We start from the raw sequence: 17,463 nt of genomic DNA, 5'->3' as shown, positions 1-17,463 counted from the left end.
CGTGTGCCGCGCCGTCGCGCGCGGGATTCAATTCGCCGGATCCGGACTGCCTTCCATCGCGAAACTGTAGTTGATATCCACCTGTGATGCGTCGCCCGGTGCGTCGGCTTTCTTCAGCACGAATTCGAACGCCGGCTCGAACCAGCCGTCGCGCGGGACTTCTCCACCGAGGATCTCGACGTCATACCAGCCGTTGTCGATTTCAATCACGGGCCTGCCCGGTTCGCGGTAACGCGCGAGCAGTGCGCTGACCGTCGCGTCATTGAAGCGTTCGAGAATCCGCCACGTATAGAGCATGATCGAACGATGTTCGACGCGCAGCACGTACCCGCCGCGCCGATGCTGCAGGCGGCTTCCCGTCTTCAGCAATTCGGGTGTTGCGTCATCCAGCGTGAAGATTACCGTGTACGGATGGTTCTCGATGCCGGCCAGCGGGATGACGATGCCTTCCAGCACGGCGCGGTCGCCGCTGTCGCTCGTCGTGAACGCCGTTGCGACGTCGTCCGGCAACGCGTGCCGTTCCTTGAAGCGCTTCAGCAGCAGGAGATCGCCGACGAGAAAATAGTCGACCAGATCGTTGAGGACTTCGGAGAATTCATGTCGCATCGCCGCTCCTTTTGCGGTGCCGAAGCGGAAGGTTCGCAAGGGCATGAAGCGCCGCGCCGCGAAACGCTTCGCGGCGCGGCACGCGCGACGCCCTTAATCGCCGAGCTTCGACGTCACGCAACCCGTGCTGGTGCACTCGCGTTCACGCTCGCGCAGGAAAGACAGCCGCGACTGCGTCATGTCGGTCGCGCACTGGAGATCCACGAGGTACCCGTTGTTGCGCGTCTCGCTACACTGCGCGTCGCGTTGCTTCATCCACGCGAGCTGGCCGGCCTTCAGCGTCGCCTGCTGGTCGCTGCTCAGTTGTTTGCGCAGGCGGCCGTACTCGTCGTTGAGGTCACGGTCGGTCTGCGAGAACTGGGTGCTGCTGCAGTACACCTGGTCGAACGCGCTGTGCGGCTTCGCACAGCCGGCCGCGTGCGCGGCGAACGGAACGGCAAGCGCGAACAGGGCGCAGGATGCGAGCAGATTCTTCATTTTCATGGTGATGCTCCTGACTGGGTGAAAACCGTTGGCCCGATGGGCGTTATCGTTGTTTATTGCGGCACCGTGCACGCGTCGATCCCGCCCGCGATTGCAGTGGACAGCTTCTGGATCGTCTCGCGACGCGCAAGCCGTGCTTCCTCGTCCGGGTTGACGATCACGCCGGCCTCGACGAGCACCGCCGGAATCGGTGCGGTGCGCAGCACGACGAGATCGTCGAAGCGGTGGATGCCGAGTTGCGGGTCGATCAGCGGGCGATTCTCGCCGCGGATCGGCTGCGCGTGATACAGCGACGGCCGCTCGCCGGCCGCGACCAGCCGCTCGGCGATCGCCTTCGCGCAACGCAGGCTTTCCGCATAGTGCGGATTGCGTTCCGACACGAACACCGAGAAGCCGCGGAATTCGCGCTGCCGGCCCGCGTCGATGAACTGCTGCTGCATCGAGTCGTGGTGGATCGACACGAACAGGTTCGCGTCGGGCGCCTGCGTCGAACGCTGGTCGAGCGTGATCTCGCGGCCATCGGCCGACGTGCGCAGCACGCGGTCGCCATGCGCGGAGAGTTTCTCTGCGACCGCCGCGGACAGGTCGAGGTTGTACAGGTATTCGACGCGGCCGCTCGCGCCGGTGGAGCCCGGGTGAGCCGGCGTGTGGCCGGTGTCGACGACGACGTAGCGCCCGGAGGCGGGCGCGGTGCCGGTGGTGGCCGCGGTGTCGGCCGCATGCAGCGCCAGCGGTGCGCCGAGCAGCGGGGCACAGGCGAGCACGCGCGCGGCGGCACGCACGAACGGGCGAAGGCGTCGGATGGTTCGGTTCGTCATTGTTGTTGTCGAGGAGGGCATACGGCGCGTCGGACGGCGCGGCACCGTCGGCCTGCTCAATGCAGTCGGAATGTCGCGCGATTATAGCGGGTGGCGATGCCGCCGCAATGACGGATGACGGCCGTCAGGCCAGCACGCGCCGGGCGGCGAGCATGCCCCAGTACGACGCTTCCTCGAACAGCGACAGCCCGGACAGATCGGCGTGGGCGAACACGACGGGGCCGTCGGCATCGCGCAGCGCGAGCAGCTCCGGCCGGCTCAGGAAGCCGACGTCGGGCGTCGCCATCGCGTGACCGCGCACGGTGATCTCGAGCGCCGTCGCGTGTTTCCACAGTTCGCGCCCGTAGGCGGCTTGCAAGTCGATCGCCGCTTGTTCGCGCAACGCGTCGGGCCTGGCCTGTGCGAGCCAGCGGCGCGTGTCGTCCGGTGCTTGCGTGCTCAACGCCTGGTACGCGGAGAACACCGAGCGCGTCGGTGGCGACATGCGGATCAGCTGGTGCGTCGACACGACATAGCCGAGCCCCGCGCCGTCGTAGACGACGTTGTCCCACGCGAGCGGTACGCCGGCTGCTTCGGCCGGCATGCCGTCGAGCAGGAAGTTGGACACGAGCCACGGCGCGCGCGGCGGCAGGTCGCGCGCGGGGTCGAAGCCGTACGCGGCGAGCTGCGGAAACACGCGCGCCGCGACGAACAGCGGCATCGCGCAAACGACGCGCCGCGCCTTCAGCGTGAACGTCGACAGCGTGCCGTCATTGCCGATGCGCGCGCACAGTACGTCGACGCCGCCCGCGCGTTCGGTCGCACGCACCGCGAAGCCGTCGCGCGACCATGCGTTCGAGCCGGTGCGCGTGGTGATTGAATCGGTGAGCTTCGTCACCATCGTGTGCAGCCCGTCGGGCCAGGTCAGCACCGCGCCGTCGCTCGCATCGCCCGCATGGCCGCCGCGTGACGAGAAATAGTGCAGGCCGGCCCACGCGGACACGTGCTCGTACCCGGCGCCGTAGTCGTCGCGGCAGCAGTAGTTCAGGTACCAGTGCAGCGCCTTCGCGGTGTAGCCCTCGTCGAGCAGCCACTGGCGGAACGAGCACCGGTCCAGCGCGAGCCAGCGCGGGTCGCGTGACGATTCCGCGATCGGGATGCAGAACACCTTGCGGCCATCGGCGCCGCGTGCGGTGCGCAGCCCGTCGGTGTACGCGAAGAAGCGTGCCTGTTGCGCGAGCTCGTCGGCGCCGAGGCCGGTTGCCGGCACGATCCCGTCCTGCCACTGCCCGGCGATGAAGAGCCGTTCGTCGGGCGCATGGACGAGCACGCGCTCGTCGTACACCGGGCGCGCGGAGAGCGGCGCCGATTCGATCACGCCGAGATCGGCGAGCATGTCGCGCAGATGCGTGGATTCGAGCGACGGCAGCGGCAGGTAGTGCGCACCTTTCGGATAGCCGAGATCGCCGAAGCGGCCGCCGGACGCATTGCCGCCGAATTCGGGGCCGGCGAGCACCGTGAAGCGCTTGTGCCCCGCGCGCGCAAGCTGCCACGCGCACGACAGCCCGGCCGCGCCCGCGCCGAGGATCGCGACGTCGGTCTCGATCGTGCCGGAAGGCGGCGGCAGCGCGGCATGGTCGCGCAGTGCGTGGCCTTCGCGCATGCCGGGGTAGCCGACATGCGGTGTCGTCTCGATCCAGCCGGTGCGCCCGCAGGCGGCGAGCGACGCGGCCGCGGACGCGACGAGGAACGTGCGGCGGTCCATCAGCGCAGCACGTGCTTCCAGTCGTCGTCGAAGCGGCGCACGAGCGGCTGGTCGTTGAGTTCGTTCGGCGACATCGGCAGCGCCGGCATGTCGGCCGGGAAGTGGAACATCTCGGCGGCCGTCTGCGCGTCGAGCCAGCGCGTGGGCACCGAGTAGTGCGTGGGCACCGTGAAGTCGCGGCGCTTGCCGGCGATCACGAAGCCCCAGTCGCCGAACGACGGCACGTAGCAGTGGTACGGCCACGTGTTGAGTCCGGCCTCGTGCAGCGTCGCGATGATGGTCCAGTACGCGTGCGGCGCGAAATATGGCGACGTCGACTGGATCACCGCATAGCCGTTTTCCGACAGGTGGCGCGCAAGCAGCCGGAACACGGGCACCGAATACAGCCGGCCGAGGCCGAAGTTGGTCGGGTCGGGGAAGTCGACGACGATCGCGTCGTACACGTCGGCGTTCGATTCGAGCCAGCGCACCGCGTCGTCGTTGATCACGTGCACGCGCGAATCCTTCAGCGAGCCCTGGTTCAGCTTGAGGAGCGGTGCGGAGGTCGAGAACAGCTTCGTCATCGCGGGATCGAGATCGACGAGCGTGATCTGTTCGAGGTTGCGGTGCTTCAGCAGTTCGCGCACCGCGAGGCCGTCGCCGCCGCCGAGCACGAGCACGCGCTTCGCCCACGGCAGCGCGTCGATCGTCGGGTGGATCAGCGCCTCGTGATAGCGATGCTCGTCGCGCGACGAGAACTGCAGGTTGCCGTTCAGGTACAGCCGCATGTCGTCGTGCCACTGCGTGAGCACGATGCGCTGGTACGGCGTCGTCTCCGAATAGATCGTCTCGTCGCCGTACACGCCGTGTTCGGCCCAGTGCGTGATGCGGTCCGACAGCGCGAAGCCGGCGACGAGCAGCCCGATCACGAGCGACGCACGCATCAGCTTGGCGCGCACGTTGCGGATCTCGTCGCGGAACAGGTGGGTAGTCCACAGCGCGACGAACGCGTTGAGGAGCCCGAACAGGAAGCTGGTGCGCAGCAGGCCGAGACGCGGCGCGAGCACCAGCGGGAAGATCAGCGACACGGCGAGCGAGCCGAGATAGTCGAAAGTCAGCACCTCGCTGACGGTATGGCGAAACGCCTGGCGCCGCTGCTGGAACGCGCGCATCACGAGCGGGATCTCCATCCCGATCAGCAGGCCGAGCGCCAGCACGAGTGCATAGAGCGCCGCGCGGAACGGTGCGGCGAGCCACGCGAACACCACGAACAGCAGGGCTGCCGAGACGCCGCCGAGCAGGCCGACGAGCAGCTCGATATCGACGAAGCGGTCGAGCACGTCGTCGTCCTCGACGAACTTCGCGAGCCACGAGCCGATCCCCATCGCAAACAGGTAGCTGCCGATCACCGACGAGAACTGCAGGATCGAATCGCCGAGCAGGTAGCTGGACAGCGCGCTGCTGATCAGTTCGTAGCCGAGCCCGCACGATGCGAGCACGAGAATCGACAGGACGAGCGCGCGCTTATGCAGCATGGTGCGTCCGTTGTGCGGCGGTCGGCAATGTGGATATACTGGCGCGGAATTTTGTCAGCTGGCCCTGCGCGGGCCGGCCGGCGACGGGGCGGCGAACCGAGCACAAAATCCGAGGGAAAGAATGAATAGTGCCTATCTCTATGCGGTTCATTTACTGTCGGCGTTCGTGCTGCTTCTTGTGTTCGCGGCAGTGTACCTGAAGGTCACCCCGTTCGACGAACTGGCGCTGATCCGCGACGGCAACGCGGCCGCGACGCTGTCGTTCGGCGGCGCACTGATCGGTTTCTGCCTGACACTCGCATCCAGCATCGCGCACAATTCCACGCTCGGCGAAGTCGTGATCTGGGCCGTCGGCGCGATGGCCGTGCAACTGATTACCTATGCGGCGCTCACACGGCTGATGCCCGGCATGAATCATGCGATCGAGGATCGCAACGTCGCGATGGGCGGCCTGATGGGCACCGCGTCGCTCGTCGTCGGCATCATCAATGCCGCCTGCCTGACCTGACGCACCACGCGTTTCGAGGAGACCGACATGAGTCTGGGATCGTTTATCCGCAAGCAGTTCGTCGACGTCCTGCAATGGACCGAAGACACCGATGGCGTGCTGGCCTGGCGCTATCCGATGGAAGACATGGAAATCCGGTATGGCGGCAAGCTGACCGTGCGCGAGACGCAGGTCGCGATCTTCGTCAATGAAGGCAAGATCGCCGACATCTTTCAGGCGGGGCTGTACACGCTGGAAACGAACACGCTGCCGGTGCTCACGTACCTGAAGAACTGGGACAAACTCTTTCAGTCACCTTTCAAGTCGGACGTCTATTTCTTCAGCACGCGGCTGCAGCTCGGCCGGCGCTGGGGCACCGCGCAGCCGGTGACGATCCGCGACCGCGAATTCGGCTTCGTGCAGGTGCGTGCGTTCGGCATCTACTCGTACCGGATCGTCGACGCGGGCGCGTTCTATCGCGAGGTCAGCGGCACGCGCGCGCAGTACACGGTCGACGATCTCGAACAGCAACTGCGCAACCTGGTCGTCACGGCGATGAGCACCACGTTCGGCTCGGCCGACGTGCCGTTCGTCGACATGGCCGCGAACCAGTCGCTGCTGTCGCAGCGCATCGCCGAGGCGCTCGCGCCGGTGTTCACGCGCTACGGCCTCGCGCTCGACGCGTTCGCGGTCGAGAGCGTGTCGCTGCCGGCGGAGCTGCAGAAGGCGCTCGACCTGCGGATCGGCGCGGGGATGGCCGGCGATCTCGCGCGCGCCACGCAATACCAGACCGCGCAGGCGATTCCGCTCGCCGCGCAGAACCCGGGCGGCATCGCCGGGGTCGGTGCGGGGCTCGCCGCGGGCGCGGCGATCGGGCAGGCGATGGCCGGCCAGATCGCGGGCGCCGCGCAACCGGCGCCGGCCGCACCGCCTGCGCCCGCGGCGGCGCAGGTGGCCGCCGCGCAGCCTGCCGCTCCGGTGGAAGGCACCGATTACGTGCAGCGGCTCGAACAGTTGAAGGCGCTGTTCGACAAGGGCCTCGTGACCGAAGACGAGTACTCGCGCGCGAAGGCCGAGATCCTCGCGAAGCTCACCCGGTAAGCGTCGCGCATGTTCAGTACCTCGTGCCCCCAGTGCGGTGCGCCGGTCGAGTTTCGCTCGGCGGCGGCGGTGATGGCCGTCTGCGCGTTCTGCCGCAGCACGCTGTTCAAGCGCGGGTCCGACGTCGAACGTATCGGCGAACTGGCCACGGTGCTCGACGATGCGTCGCCGATCCAGATCGGCACGGCGGGGCGCTACGACAAGCGCGCGTTCACGGTGCTCGGGCGCATCCAGATGACCTACGACGCCGGCGCGTGGAGCGAGTGGTACGTCGTGTTCGACGACGGCACGTTCGGCTGGCTGTCGGACGCGTCGGGCCAGTATGCGATCACCGTGCGCGAGCCCGACGATGCGTCAGGCGGCGCGTGGCCCGCGTTCGGCACGCTGGAACCGGGCATGCGGATCGACCACGGCGGCCGCGCGTTTCTCGTGTCCGACGTGCGCACCGCGCGCTGCACGGGCGGCGACGGCGAATTGCCGTTTCGCGTCGATGCCGGCTGGGAGGCGCGCGTCGTCGACCTGCGCACCGGCAACGCATTCGCGACCTACGACTATTCCGACGCCGATGCGAACGGCGGGAGTCCGGCCGTCTATACGGGCGAAGCGCTGGCGTTCGATGCGCTCGCGTTCACCGGGCTGCGCGATACCGAAAACGATACGCGCGAGAAGCGCGGCTCGGAGATGGTGCCGTTCGCGTGCCCAAGCTGCGGCGCGCCGCTGTCGTATGCACCGAACGTCGCCGACTACGTGGTGTGCGGCAGTTGCCATGCCGGCGTGCAGTGCACGGCCGAGCAGCAGACCGTGTTCGCGGCGCAGCGCAAGCTCGAAGCGGTGAAGGGTGCGCTGGAGCTCGGCGCGATCGGCACGTTCGACGGCGTGAAGTACACGGTGATCGGGATGATGCGTTGCCGCGTGCCGGACGACGAAGAGACGTGGGACGAATACCTGCTGCTGAACCCGAAGCGCGGGTTCCTGTGGCTCGTGCAGAGCGAAGGGCGCTGGGAGCGCGTGCAGGTGCTCGACCAATGGCCGACGATCGGCAGCGATGCCGACGTGAGCGATGGCGACAAGACCTACCGCCTGCGCGAGGAATACGACTCGGAGGTCGTCTACGTGGTCGGTGCATTCAACTGGCGCGTGCAGGTCGGCGATCGCACGTCGATCATCGACTACGGCTGGCAGAAGGACAAGCTGACGCGCGAGCGCAGCGACGCGGAGATCGTCTGGTCGCGCGCGCGGCCGCTGTCGGGCAGTACGCTTGCCGAACGCTTCGGCACGCCGGCGCTCGCGACAGCCGCGGCTGCGGCGGCTACGGGCGCCACCGCGTCGACGGGCCTGTTCGGCCGGAAAGGCCCGCACAGTTTCGCGCCGCTGCCGCTCGTGTTCAGCGCACTGCTCGTGATCCTGAACATGGGCTCGCTGTTCTCGTTCAGCGGCCGCTCCGTCTACGTGATGGTCGGCTTGCTGGTGCTGTGGCTGCCTGAATGGCTGTGGAAGAGCTTTGCGTCGGACGGGGGCAACGCGTGATCCGGTACATTCTCTACGGCATCTACGGCCTGATCGTCGTCACGCTGTTCAGCTGCGCATCGATCGGCGGCAGCGGTTCGGGCGGCAGCGGCTGGGGCAGTTCGTCGGCCCGCAGCGGCTACTCGTCGTACGGGTCGCACAAATGACCGCGCGCGACGGGATCGCGCCACCGCGCGCGACGTTCGGTTCGCACGTGCTGGCCGATCTGGCCGGCATCGACGCGGCGCTGCTGCGCGACGCGGCGCGGCTCGAGGCGCTTCTCACCGAAGCGGCACAAAAGGCGGGCGCGCGCGTGATCGGCGCGCATTTCCATCATTTCGGCGGCGACCATGGTGTGACGGGTGTCGTGCTGCTGGCCGAATCGCACATCACGATCCACACGTGGCCCGAGCATCGCTTCGCGGCCGTCGACGCGTTCATGTGCGGCGCGGCGCGTGCGGCCGATGCGGTCGATGCGATCGCCGCGGCGCTCGGCACGCAGGCGCAAGTCCGGCAGCAGGTTGCGCGCGGCGGCGCGTCGACGTGAGCGGGTGATTCACTTCCTTTACCGATATGCGTAACAGAATCCGATTCGCCGCGTTGCTTGGCTGGGCGCTGCTCGCGGGCAACGCTGCCGCCGATGTGCCGCCGAAGCCGCCCGGGCCGGTCGTGATGGTTCACTTCGATTACTACGAGAAGGACAAGGCGCGCCTTCGCGCGCTGGAGCAGCGGCTGGATCGCGCGGTGAAACAGGCAGGGGCCGGCGAACTGGGCGAGACCGAACTGCATCGAGACGGCAACGACGGTTATCTGTACTTCTATGGTACGAGCGCCGACCGCCTGTACGCGATCGCGCGCCCGATCCTGAAATCGTCAGGATGGCTGACCGGTACGGAGGTCACGCTGCGCCGCGATGCGGGGGCGGAAACGTTCCCGTTGCGCGGGGACGGTGCGCGTTAGCGCGTCGCCATCGCGCCCTGTGACGGCGCCGGCCCGTCGATTCCTGCCCGGGCGGACGCGCGTCGCGCGATGCCCGCTAACGCTCGAACCGGAACGATGACACGCTGTGCAGCGTCGCGTCGTCAGTGCCGACGATACCCTGCGTATTCGCGACGGCAGCGCGCTTGCCGTTGCTCAGCACCGCCCAGTAGCATTCGCCGCCGGCCGCGTGGAAGCCGGTTTCCGGATCGCTGATGCCGCAGGTGATCGTCGCGCGCATGCCGCGCCAGCCGGCGCCGGAGAAGCGTTCGACCTCTTGCGGCGTGCCGCGACCGTACGTCGACATCCATTTGCCGTCATCCTGCGGCTCGAAACCGGCTTCCTTTTCCGCAACGGGTTCGAGCGCGCCGTCGACGATCTCGAACGCGATGAAATAGCTGCTGTTCGTCATGTTGCGGCCGACGACCGCGACGCAGCGGTCGCCGCCGATTTCAGGGCACGGCTTCTTGATCTGGCGGTTCCCGAGGTACTCGAACGAGATGCCGAGCGCCGGATCGCGATAGGTTTTCCAGCCTGCGTGTTTCACTTGCTTCAGCGCTGCGGTACGGTCGCGGTAAGCGGTGGCGATGCACGCTGCATCGGCGCACGCATCGCGTTGCGCGAGCCATGCGCGTTGCGACCTGACCACGGCCTGCTGGTCGGCCGCAATGTCGATCGCGTTGTAGTAGGCGCCTGCCAGTGTGCTGTCGGCCGACACGAGCGCCTTGTCGCTGCAAATCAGGCGATCGGTGCGCGTCTTCGCGCGCGAGCAGTCGATGCTGTCGGCGTGCGCCGGCAACGAGAGGCCGATGGCGGCCAGCATGAGACCAATGCGGATGCCGAACACGGATCGCTCCTGGTGGGGTTCAAGCGGCGGCTGTCGCGCCGCCGTCAGGTGACACAGCGGCGCACGCGGTTCGCGAAGCGTTGAACCCATGCGCCGTGCTGCAAGATACGGCGGGCGAAATCAGCGATTGATTTCGTCCGCCGAGATCAGCTCGGCCACCAGCACCGGTGCCGGCCCCTGCAGGTAGTACTCGTGCTCGAGCGGTTCACGCAGCTTCATGAACGTTTCCGCGCCGATCTGCATCGTTTCGCCCGCATGCATGCGCGCGCCGCTTTCCAGCAGGTAATGCATCACGTTGTTGAAGATGCCCGAATAGCGTTCGCCCTCGTGATGGCCTTCCGCGAGCGCGGCGAAATCGGGCAGGCCGAACACGTCGGCGCCATAGGTGCGCATCCACACGCCGTCGACGCCTTCGACTTCGTATTTCACGAAGCCGCAGAAGAACAGGTTCAGCGGGATATCCCGCAGCACTTCGAGGCTTTCCTCGCCGAGTTCCTTCGCATTGAAGACGCCGGCCGGCAGCGACGTGTGCGCGTGCTCGTTCAGCACCGCGAGGCCGTTCTGTTCGGCCAGCGCGCCGGCGACGGCCGCCAGCGCGACATACTGGTCGAGCGGATTCGCTTCGTGTCCGGCGTAGTAGAGGATCACGTGGCTGCGGCTTGTGCGCACCTGCTGCTTCAGGTCCTGCCCGTAGTGGGCCGGCGCGACACACACTTCCAGTGCCTCGGACGGATAGGGCGCGTCGAAGCCGACGAGCCGGACGACGTGGTTGCCCCAGCCGGCGAGCCCGAATACCTGCTCGAGCGTCGGCTCGGTTTCGACGCGCGCCTGCTTCATGCTCGGGTGGTACGCGCGCAGTGCGGCCGTCAGCGCGGCGATATCGATCTGCAGCGGGCCGTCGAAGACGACCGTCACGCTCAGCGGATTCTCGACGTCGGGTGCCGCGACCAGCGCGACGGGGTTTTCGGGTTCTTCCTTGCGGCCAAAGAATCGGGATATCAGGCTCATCGGATTATGTTCGTGTCGAAGCCGTTTCAGGGAGGTGTGCCCCGTTCTCTCGGTCGGGGCTTGCCGTCAGGGTGACGGCCGCCCGTAGTTTCCCCGGGTTCGACGAATCTGGCAAATGCGTGGTGAAGGCCCGACGGCGCGGCAATGGCGCGTTCGAACACTTTCGGGAGGAGGGGGTGTGGACACGCCGGGCCGTGCGGCCCGTGGCCGCCGGTCAGTGCGGCAGCGCTTCGGCTTCGGCCCAGCGCTTGAACGAATCGAGACGCCGGCGCGTCTGCACGAGATAGAACGCGCCGATCAGCGGTTCGAGCAGCCAGCGCAGCCAGGCCGGCTGAACGCGGAAGTGGTACGTGAATTTCACCTCGGTCGTGCCGGGCGTGTGCTCGGTGAAGTTCCAGCTGCCGCTGAAGCGCTCGAGCACTTTCGGCCCGTCGACCATTTCGACGGCGGCGACCTGCGGCGGACGGTACGAGATATAGCGCGACACCATCGTCGCGCCCGACTGGCTGCGGCAGAACGCATCGACGCCGACGTCGGCCGTCATGCCGTCCAGCAGATAGGCGTCGGTGAGGAAGCTGTCCCACACGAGCCGTCGCGCGTAATCCTGCGACCACGTGAAGAGGCGTCTGCGATCGACGCCGACGGTCCGGCTGACTGAGATCCTCATGATGGCGGGCGCAATGGCGCGGATTGGGATGGAATCGAGTGTAACCCGCCAATGCCGCGCATTTCTTCAGACTTGGTCAAGTCGAGGATGGGCTCGATTGACGCACCCCGGGATTTCCCCTAGGATTTACTCCAACCCTTCGGGAAAGACCCGAAGCGTTTCAATCTCTTGAGGGAGCCTCATGAGTACGCAACAGAACCGGCGCTTCGACGCGCTCGTTTTCATTGGTCGTTTCCAGCCTCCGCATCGTGGTCACCTGAACGTGCTGAAGTCGGCACTGAGCCGGGCCGAGCGCGTGTGCGTGCTGATCGGATCGACCGACAAGCCCCGCACCATCAAGGATCCGTTCTCGTTCGACGAGCGCCGCCAGATGCTGGCTTCGCTGCTCGACGCGTCCGAGCGCGACCGCGTCACGGTCGCGCCGTTGCAGGATTCGACCTACAACGACGGCGACTGGGTGCGCTGGGTGCAGGACGCCGTCGCGTCCGCGCTCGGCGATCTCGCACAGCGCAAGGTCGGGCTGATCGGCCACGAGAAGGACGCCACTTCGTATTACCTGCGGATGTTCCCGCAATGGGAGCTCGTCGACGTCGACGCGACGGAAGACATTTCCGCCACCGAGATCCGCGACCAGTATTTCGCCGAACGCACCAACAGCTTCGTGCAGTGGGCCGTGCCGGAACCCGTGTTCGGCTGGCTCGAGCGTTTCCGCACGCAGCCGGAATTCGCGCAGCTGAAATCGGAAGCCGAATTCATCGCCGGGTATCGCAAGGCGTGGGCGGCCGCGCCGTATCCCGTCACGTTCGTGACGGTCGACGCGGTGGTCGTGCACTCGGGCCATATCCTGCTCGTGCGCCGCCGCAGCGAGCCTGGCCGCGGCCTGTGGGCGCTGCCGGGCGGGTTCGTGAACCAGGACGAGCGGCTCGACGCGGCCTGTATCCGCGAACTGCGCGAGGAGACCGGCCTGAAGCTGCCGGAGCCCGTGCTGCGCGGCTCGATCAAGGATCGCCAGGTGTTCGATCACCCGACGCGTTCGCTGCGCGGTCGCACGATCACGCACGCGTGCCTGTTCAACTTCCCGACCGGCGAGCTGCCGCGCGTGAAGGGCAGCGACGACGCCGACAAGGCGCGCTGGGTGCCGCTGAACGAATTCGCGCAGATGCGCGGCGTGATGTTCGAGGATCACTTCGACATCGCGTATCACTTCCTGGGGAAGCTGTGATCCGCTGATTCCCCGCACTTCGGTCCGCCGCGACAGACGCGGCGGCACTTCAACGGCCTAGAGGAGCTCTAGCCATGCAAGACGATCTCGGCGGCTTTGCCGTGGTTCTCGCCAATCCGATTCTCAACACGGATTCGTACAAGGCTTCCCACTTCCTGCAATATCCGCCCGACGCGTCGGCGATGTTCTCGTACGTCGAATCGCGCGGCGGCCGCTACGACCGCACGGTGTTCTTCGGCCTGCAGATGCTGCTGAAGGAATATCTGTGCAAGCCGATCACGCACGCGATGATCGACGAAGCGCGCGATTTCTTCACGGTGCACGGCGAGCCGTTCAACGAAGCGGGGTGGCGATACATCGTCGAACGCTACGACGGCTACCTGCCGGTGAAAATCCGCGCGGTGCCCGAGGGCTCGGTCGTACCGGTGCACAACGTGCTGATGACGGTCGAATGCGACGACCCGCAGGTGTTCTGGCTCGCGTCGTATCTCGAGACGATGCTGCTGCGCGTGTGGTATCCGGTGACGGTCGCGACGCGCAGCTGGCACCTGCGGCAGACGATCCGCCGCTTCCTCGAAAAGACCGACGACGATCTCGCGCAACTGCCGTTCAAGCTGCACGACTTCGGCGCGCGCGGCGTATCGAGCGCGGAGTCGGCCGCGATCGGCGGCGCGGCGCACCTCGTGAACTTCATGGGTTCGGACACGGTGCTCGGCGTGCTGGCCGCGAACCGCTTCTATCGCGAGCCGATGGCCGCGTACTCGGTGCCGGCGGCCGAGCACAGCACGATCACGTCGTGGGGCCGCGAACACGAAGCCGATGCGTACCGGAACATGATTCGCCGCTTTGGCCTGCCTGGTGCGATCGTGTCGGTCGTGTCGGACTCCTACGATCTGTTCGCCGCGCTCGATCTGTGGGGCGGCGAGCTTCGGCAGGCCGTGCTCGATTCGGGCGCGACACTGGTCGTGCGTCCCGATTCGGGCGACCCCGTGGCGATCGTGCTGCAGACCGTGCGCGCGCTCGACGAATCGTTCGGCTCGACCGTGAACGGCAAGGGGCGGCGCGTGCTGAATCGCGTGCGGGTGATTCAGGGCGATGGTGTCGACGAGCTGTCGATCGATGCGATTCTTTCCGCGCTCGACGACGCGGGTTATGCGGCCGGCAATGTCGTGTTCGGCATGGGCGGCGCGCTGCTGCAGCAGGTGAACCGCGATACGCAGCGCTTCGCGATGAAGTGCTCGGCGATCCGGCGCGGCGGCGTGTGGCACGACGTCCGCAAGGATCCGGTCACCGACCAGGGCAAGCGCTCGAAGAAGGGACGGCTCGCGCTGCTGCGCAGTTTCCGCACCGGTGAGTATCGGACGACGACGTTGCCCGCCGCGTGGGACGACCGGATGCTGGAAGGCGAATGGGAGGAAGCGCTCGTAACGGTGTTCGATACGGGGCGGTTGCTCGTCGATACGTCGTTTGCGGAAGTGCGGGCGAGGGCGCACGCGGGGGAGGTGTGAAGCGGGCGGGGGAGGCATCAAACCTCCTCCGCCGCCCGCTTCAAGCATTTACCGGTCGTTCGCCTCCACCGGCACGCTGCCGCGTTCGTCCACCCGCACCGCCTCCATCGCCCGCGCCAGCGCATCGAACACCGCCGGCCCCTTGCAGCGCGACACGTTGAAACGCAGGTACGACGTCGCGCTGTGCGACGCGCTGAACACGTTGCCGGGCGCGAGCACCACATCGTGGTCCAGCGCTTGGCGCGCGACACGCGCGGCGTCGAGCCCGTCGGGCAATTCCGCCCACACGAGCAGGCCGCCGCGCGGCTCCGTCCAGATCCGCAGCCCGGCGCGTGTGAGACGTCGGAGCGTTTCGCCCATCGCGTCCGCGAGGCGCGTGCGCAGGCTGTCGACGTGGCGCCGGTACGTGCCGTCGACGAGCAGCCGGTGTACGACGTTCGCGCCGATCTGCGCATGGCCGAACGACGTCGCGAGCTTCAGGTCGACGAGTGCCTCGATCCATTCCGGGCGCGCGGCGACATAGCCGCAGCGGATCGCGGCCGACAGCGTCTTCGAGAAGCTGCCGATCGACACGACGCGCGACAACCCGTCGAAGGCCGTGAGACGCGGCGCGGGCGTGCTCTCGAAATCCGCGAAGATGTCGTCCTCGACGATCAGCAGGCCATGCTCGGCCGCGAGCGTCAGCAGCCGGTGCGCGACGGGCGCCGAGAGTGTCGCGCCGGTCGGGTTGTGCAGCGCCGCGTTGGTGATGTACAGGCGCGGCCGGTGCTCGGCGAGCACCTGCTCGAAGCGTGCGAGATCGGGGCCGTTCGGCGTGTACGGGACGCTGACGATCCGCGCACGGTGCGCGCGCAGCAGCGCCTGGAAGTTGAAGTAGCACGGATCGTCGAGCACGACCGTGTCGCCCGGCTCCAGCAGCAGGCGGCAGACGAGATCGAGTGCGTGCGAGCCGCCGTCGGTCAGCATGATCTGCGCGGGTTCGGCCTGGACGCCGTGTTGCGCGAGCCGCCATGCGAGCTGCTGGCGCATCGCGGGCAGGCCGAGCGGCGTCGCGTAGTCGGTCAGCGCGTCGGATTCGTCACGCGACGCGGCGCGCAGCGCGCGGCGCAGGCTCTCGTCCGGCAGCCATGACGGCGGCAGCCATCCGCACCCGGGCTTCACGGACGTCGGCGCGGCCTCGAGCGACTGGCGCGACAGCCACAGCGGATCGAGCCCGCGATCGAGCTGCGGGCCGAGATCGGCGAGCGCGAGCGGCGGCGCGTGCCCCGACACATAGAACCCCGAGCCGCGCCGCGCGACGAGCACGCCTTCGCTCGCGAGCCGCTCGTACGCATCGACGACGGTCGATTTCGACACGCCCAGCCCGTCCGCCATCATCCGGATCGACGGCACGCGCGCGCCGGGCATCAGCGCACGGCTCGCGATCCGTGCGCGCAACGTGTCCATCACGGTTTCCACGCGCGTGCGCGACGGAGTGGGCGGAACGGGATGCGGGGTGGTCTGGCTCATGGCGAAGAATGAACTGTACGGCCAGTTGTCCAGTACAGTTTGTCCGAATTGTATTGGGCTGTAGCTTACGCGCTTTTCACGGGCGGCGGATCATCGGTAATCCATATTCCCCGTTCAGGATTTCCCGTGCAAAAGACGACCGACGGATGGCTCAGCGGCCTGCTGGGCGTGATCATCTTCAGTGGCTCGCTGCCCGCGACGCGTATCGCGGTGCAGGGGCTCGACCCGCTGTTCCTCACGTTCGCGCGCGCGACGATCGCCGGCGCGCTCGGCCTGCTGCTGCTCGTCGTGCTGAAGCAGCGCCGGCCGACTCGTGCCGAAGCCGTGTCGCTGGCGATCGTCGCGCTCGGGGTCGTGGTCGGTTTTCCGTTGCTGACGGCGCTCGCGCTGAAGCACGTGACCTCCGCGCACGCGATCGTGTTCGTCGGGCTGCTGCCGCTCGCGACCGCACTGTTCGGCGTGTGGCGCGGCGGCGAACGGCCGCAGCTGCCGTTCTGGATCTTCTCGATCGTCGGCAGCGGTGCGGTGGCCGCGTTTGCGCTGCGTAACGGCGGCCAGGCGTCGGTGGTCGGCGATGCGCTGATGCTGGCCGCGATCGTCGCGTGCGGGCTGGGCTATGCGGAAGGCGCACGCCTGTCGCGCCAGCTCGGCGGGTGGCAGGTGATCTCGTGGGCGCTCGTGCTGTCGCTGCCGCTGATGCTGCCGCTCACGTGGCTCACATGGCCCGCGTCGTTCGACGGCGTCGATGCCGCCGCGTTGTGGGGGCTCGCGTACGTATCGCTGTTCAGCATGCTGATCGGCTTCGTGTTCTGGTATCGCGGGCTCGCGCTCGGCGGGATCGCGGGCGTCGGCCAGTTGCAGTTGCTGCAGCCGTTCTTCGGCCTGCTGCTGGCTGCCGGTCTGCTGCATGAGACGGTGCCGCCGTCGATGGTCGTGGTGACGGTCGTCGTGGTTGGCTGCGTGGCGGGCGCGAAGTACTTCTCGAAGATGGCGCCCGTGCAGCGCGCGGGCTGACGCGCGCGCCTGAACGCGTGTGCGGGCGCGACCCGTCGAAGGCGCGCCCGCTCGCGCTCAATCGTCCGGCGTGCATACGCGCAAGCGGTGGCCGTCCGGGTCGAGCGCGACGAACGTCAGCCCGAACACGGCCGTCATGGGCGCCTGCTCGAACGGCACGCCGAGTGCCTTCCACGCCTCGTACAGGCGCCGGACTTCGCGGTCGTCGTCGACCATGAATGCCAGCTCCGAACGGTGGCCGGCGCCGCCCGACACGAAATCGCGCGCGCTGGTCGACCACAGGCCCAGATGCAACCCGTTGTCGAACGTGAATGCCGCATAGGTGGGAAACGCGGCGACGGGCGGGCGTCCGAACAGGCGCTCGTAGAACTGCGCGCTGCGCGCCGGGTCCTCGACATACAGAAGAACGAGATTCGGGGAAGTCATGCTGAGCCGTCCTGGGATCGATTAA

The 17,463-nt window shown here is 67.4% G+C and carries 19 protein-coding genes; 9 read left to right on the top strand and 10 right to left on the bottom strand.

Translation table 11 applies throughout. The annotated features are described in order from the left end of the window. Positions 1-27: 27 nt before the first annotated feature. The 5 genes from BCO18175_RS11640 to BCO18175_RS11620 all read right to left on the bottom strand — a co-directional run bounded on the left by BCO18175_RS11640 (position 28) and on the right by BCO18175_RS11620 (position 5,165). A complete protein-coding gene (locus tag BCO18175_RS11640) occupies positions 28-606 on the bottom strand; it encodes a hypothetical protein (protein WP_174980805.1) in 579 nt (192 codons plus the stop codon). Positions 607-699: 93 nt separating this feature from the next. Further along, positions 700-1,089, bottom strand: a complete 390-nt coding sequence (locus BCO18175_RS11635; RefSeq protein ID WP_174980802.1) for a lysozyme inhibitor LprI family protein — start codon at positions 1,087-1,089, stop codon at positions 700-702. A 53-nt stretch (positions 1,090-1,142) separates the two neighbouring features. Further along, positions 1,143-1,907: an N-acetylmuramoyl-L-alanine amidase family protein gene (locus BCO18175_RS11630; protein ID WP_174971783.1), complete on the bottom strand. Its 765-nt coding sequence runs from the start codon at positions 1,905-1,907 to the stop codon at positions 1,143-1,145. Between the two features lie 124 nt (positions 1,908-2,031). Beyond that, on the bottom strand, positions 2,032-3,651 hold the full coding sequence (locus tag BCO18175_RS11625) for an NAD(P)/FAD-dependent oxidoreductase (protein ID WP_174980800.1): 1,620 nt from the start codon (positions 3,649-3,651) through the stop codon (positions 2,032-2,034). After that, positions 3,651-5,165, bottom strand: a complete 1,515-nt coding sequence (locus BCO18175_RS11620; protein ID WP_174980798.1) for a polyamine aminopropyltransferase — start codon at positions 5,163-5,165, stop codon at positions 3,651-3,653. Before BCO18175_RS11620 ends, BCO18175_RS11625 begins: the two co-directional genes overlap by 1 nt. Positions 5,166-5,286: 121 nt before the next feature. On the opposite strand from BCO18175_RS11620, the gene BCO18175_RS11615 reads away from it, so the two are divergent. From BCO18175_RS11615 to BCO18175_RS11590, 6 genes are read left to right on the top strand one after another with little or no spacing between them, the layout of a single operon-like run. Then, a complete protein-coding gene (locus tag BCO18175_RS11615; RefSeq protein WP_011354425.1) occupies positions 5,287-5,673 on the top strand; it encodes a DUF350 domain-containing protein in 387 nt (128 codons plus the stop codon). 27 nt (positions 5,674-5,700) lie between these two features. After that, the gene (locus tag BCO18175_RS11610) at positions 5,701-6,753 is read left to right on the top strand and encodes an SPFH domain-containing protein (RefSeq protein ID WP_174980796.1); all 1,053 of its coding nucleotides are present in this window, start codon (positions 5,701-5,703) and stop codon (positions 6,751-6,753) included. 9 nt (positions 6,754-6,762) lie between these two features. Next, positions 6,763-8,280 (top strand): DUF4178 domain-containing protein, encoded by a 1,518-nt coding sequence (locus tag BCO18175_RS11605; RefSeq protein ID WP_174980793.1) that lies wholly within the window; start codon positions 6,763-6,765, stop codon positions 8,278-8,280. Beyond that, a complete protein-coding gene (locus tag BCO18175_RS11600; RefSeq protein ID WP_155291822.1) occupies positions 8,277-8,426 on the top strand; it encodes a hypothetical protein in 150 nt (49 codons plus the stop codon). The genes BCO18175_RS11605 and BCO18175_RS11600 overlap by 4 nt, the downstream gene beginning before the upstream one ends. Then, entirely contained in the window at positions 8,423-8,806 is a 384-nt protein-coding gene (gene speD / locus BCO18175_RS11595; protein ID WP_174980791.1) for an adenosylmethionine decarboxylase, read from the top strand. Before BCO18175_RS11600 ends, speD begins: the two co-directional genes overlap by 4 nt. 26 nt (positions 8,807-8,832) lie before the next feature. Beyond that, positions 8,833-9,219, top strand: a complete 387-nt coding sequence (locus BCO18175_RS11590; RefSeq protein WP_174980788.1) for a hypothetical protein — start codon at positions 8,833-8,835, stop codon at positions 9,217-9,219. Between the two features lie 76 nt (positions 9,220-9,295). On the opposite strand, the gene BCO18175_RS11585 is transcribed toward BCO18175_RS11590, so the two are convergent. From BCO18175_RS11585 to BCO18175_RS11575, 3 genes are all read right to left on the bottom strand, one after another. Further along, positions 9,296-10,084: a lysozyme inhibitor LprI family protein gene (locus BCO18175_RS11585; RefSeq protein ID WP_174980786.1), complete on the bottom strand. Its 789-nt coding sequence runs from the start codon at positions 10,082-10,084 to the stop codon at positions 9,296-9,298. A gap of 120 nt (positions 10,085-10,204) precedes the next feature. Further along, positions 10,205-11,092, bottom strand: coding sequence for a DUF4261 domain-containing protein (locus tag BCO18175_RS11580; protein WP_174980784.1), 888 nt, complete (start codon positions 11,090-11,092; stop codon positions 10,205-10,207). Between the two features lie 214 nt (positions 11,093-11,306). Continuing rightward, positions 11,307-11,759, bottom strand: a complete 453-nt coding sequence (locus BCO18175_RS11575; protein WP_011354432.1) for a type II toxin-antitoxin system RatA family toxin — start codon at positions 11,757-11,759, stop codon at positions 11,307-11,309. A 181-nt stretch (positions 11,760-11,940) separates the two neighbouring features. On the opposite strand from BCO18175_RS11575, the gene BCO18175_RS11570 reads away from it, so the two are divergent. Then, positions 11,941-12,981, top strand: coding sequence for a bifunctional nicotinamide-nucleotide adenylyltransferase/Nudix hydroxylase (locus BCO18175_RS11570; RefSeq protein WP_174980782.1), 1,041 nt, complete (start codon positions 11,941-11,943; stop codon positions 12,979-12,981). Between the two features lie 74 nt (positions 12,982-13,055). Beyond that, a complete protein-coding gene (locus BCO18175_RS11565) occupies positions 13,056-14,489 on the top strand; it encodes a nicotinate phosphoribosyltransferase (protein ID WP_174980780.1) in 1,434 nt (477 codons plus the stop codon). A 48-nt stretch (positions 14,490-14,537) separates the two neighbouring features. Here the strand turns inward: BCO18175_RS11565 and BCO18175_RS11560 are convergent, their stop codons facing one another. Beyond that, positions 14,538-15,998 carry a PLP-dependent aminotransferase family protein gene (locus BCO18175_RS11560; protein WP_174980778.1) on the bottom strand — a complete coding sequence of 487 codons (1,461 nt, stop codon included), beginning with the start codon at positions 15,996-15,998 and terminating at the stop codon, positions 14,538-14,540. A 126-nt stretch (positions 15,999-16,124) separates the two neighbouring features. Between BCO18175_RS11560 and BCO18175_RS11555 the strand changes: the two genes are divergently transcribed. Further along, complete coding sequence (locus BCO18175_RS11555) at positions 16,125-17,012, top strand: DMT family transporter (protein ID WP_174915092.1); 888 nt, start codon at positions 16,125-16,127, stop codon at positions 17,010-17,012. Between the two features lie 57 nt (positions 17,013-17,069). Here the strand turns inward: BCO18175_RS11555 and BCO18175_RS11550 are convergent, their stop codons facing one another. Beyond that, a complete protein-coding gene (locus BCO18175_RS11550) occupies positions 17,070-17,438 on the bottom strand; it encodes a VOC family protein (RefSeq protein WP_174980776.1) in 369 nt (122 codons plus the stop codon). Between the last annotated feature and the right edge of the window lie 25 nt (positions 17,439-17,463).

The sequence above is a fragment of the Burkholderia lata genome (assembly GCF_902499335.1).
Taxonomy (GTDB): domain Bacteria; phylum Pseudomonadota; class Gammaproteobacteria; order Burkholderiales; family Burkholderiaceae; genus Burkholderia; species Burkholderia lata_B.
This window is presented reverse-complemented; position numbering and strand designations above follow the sequence as displayed.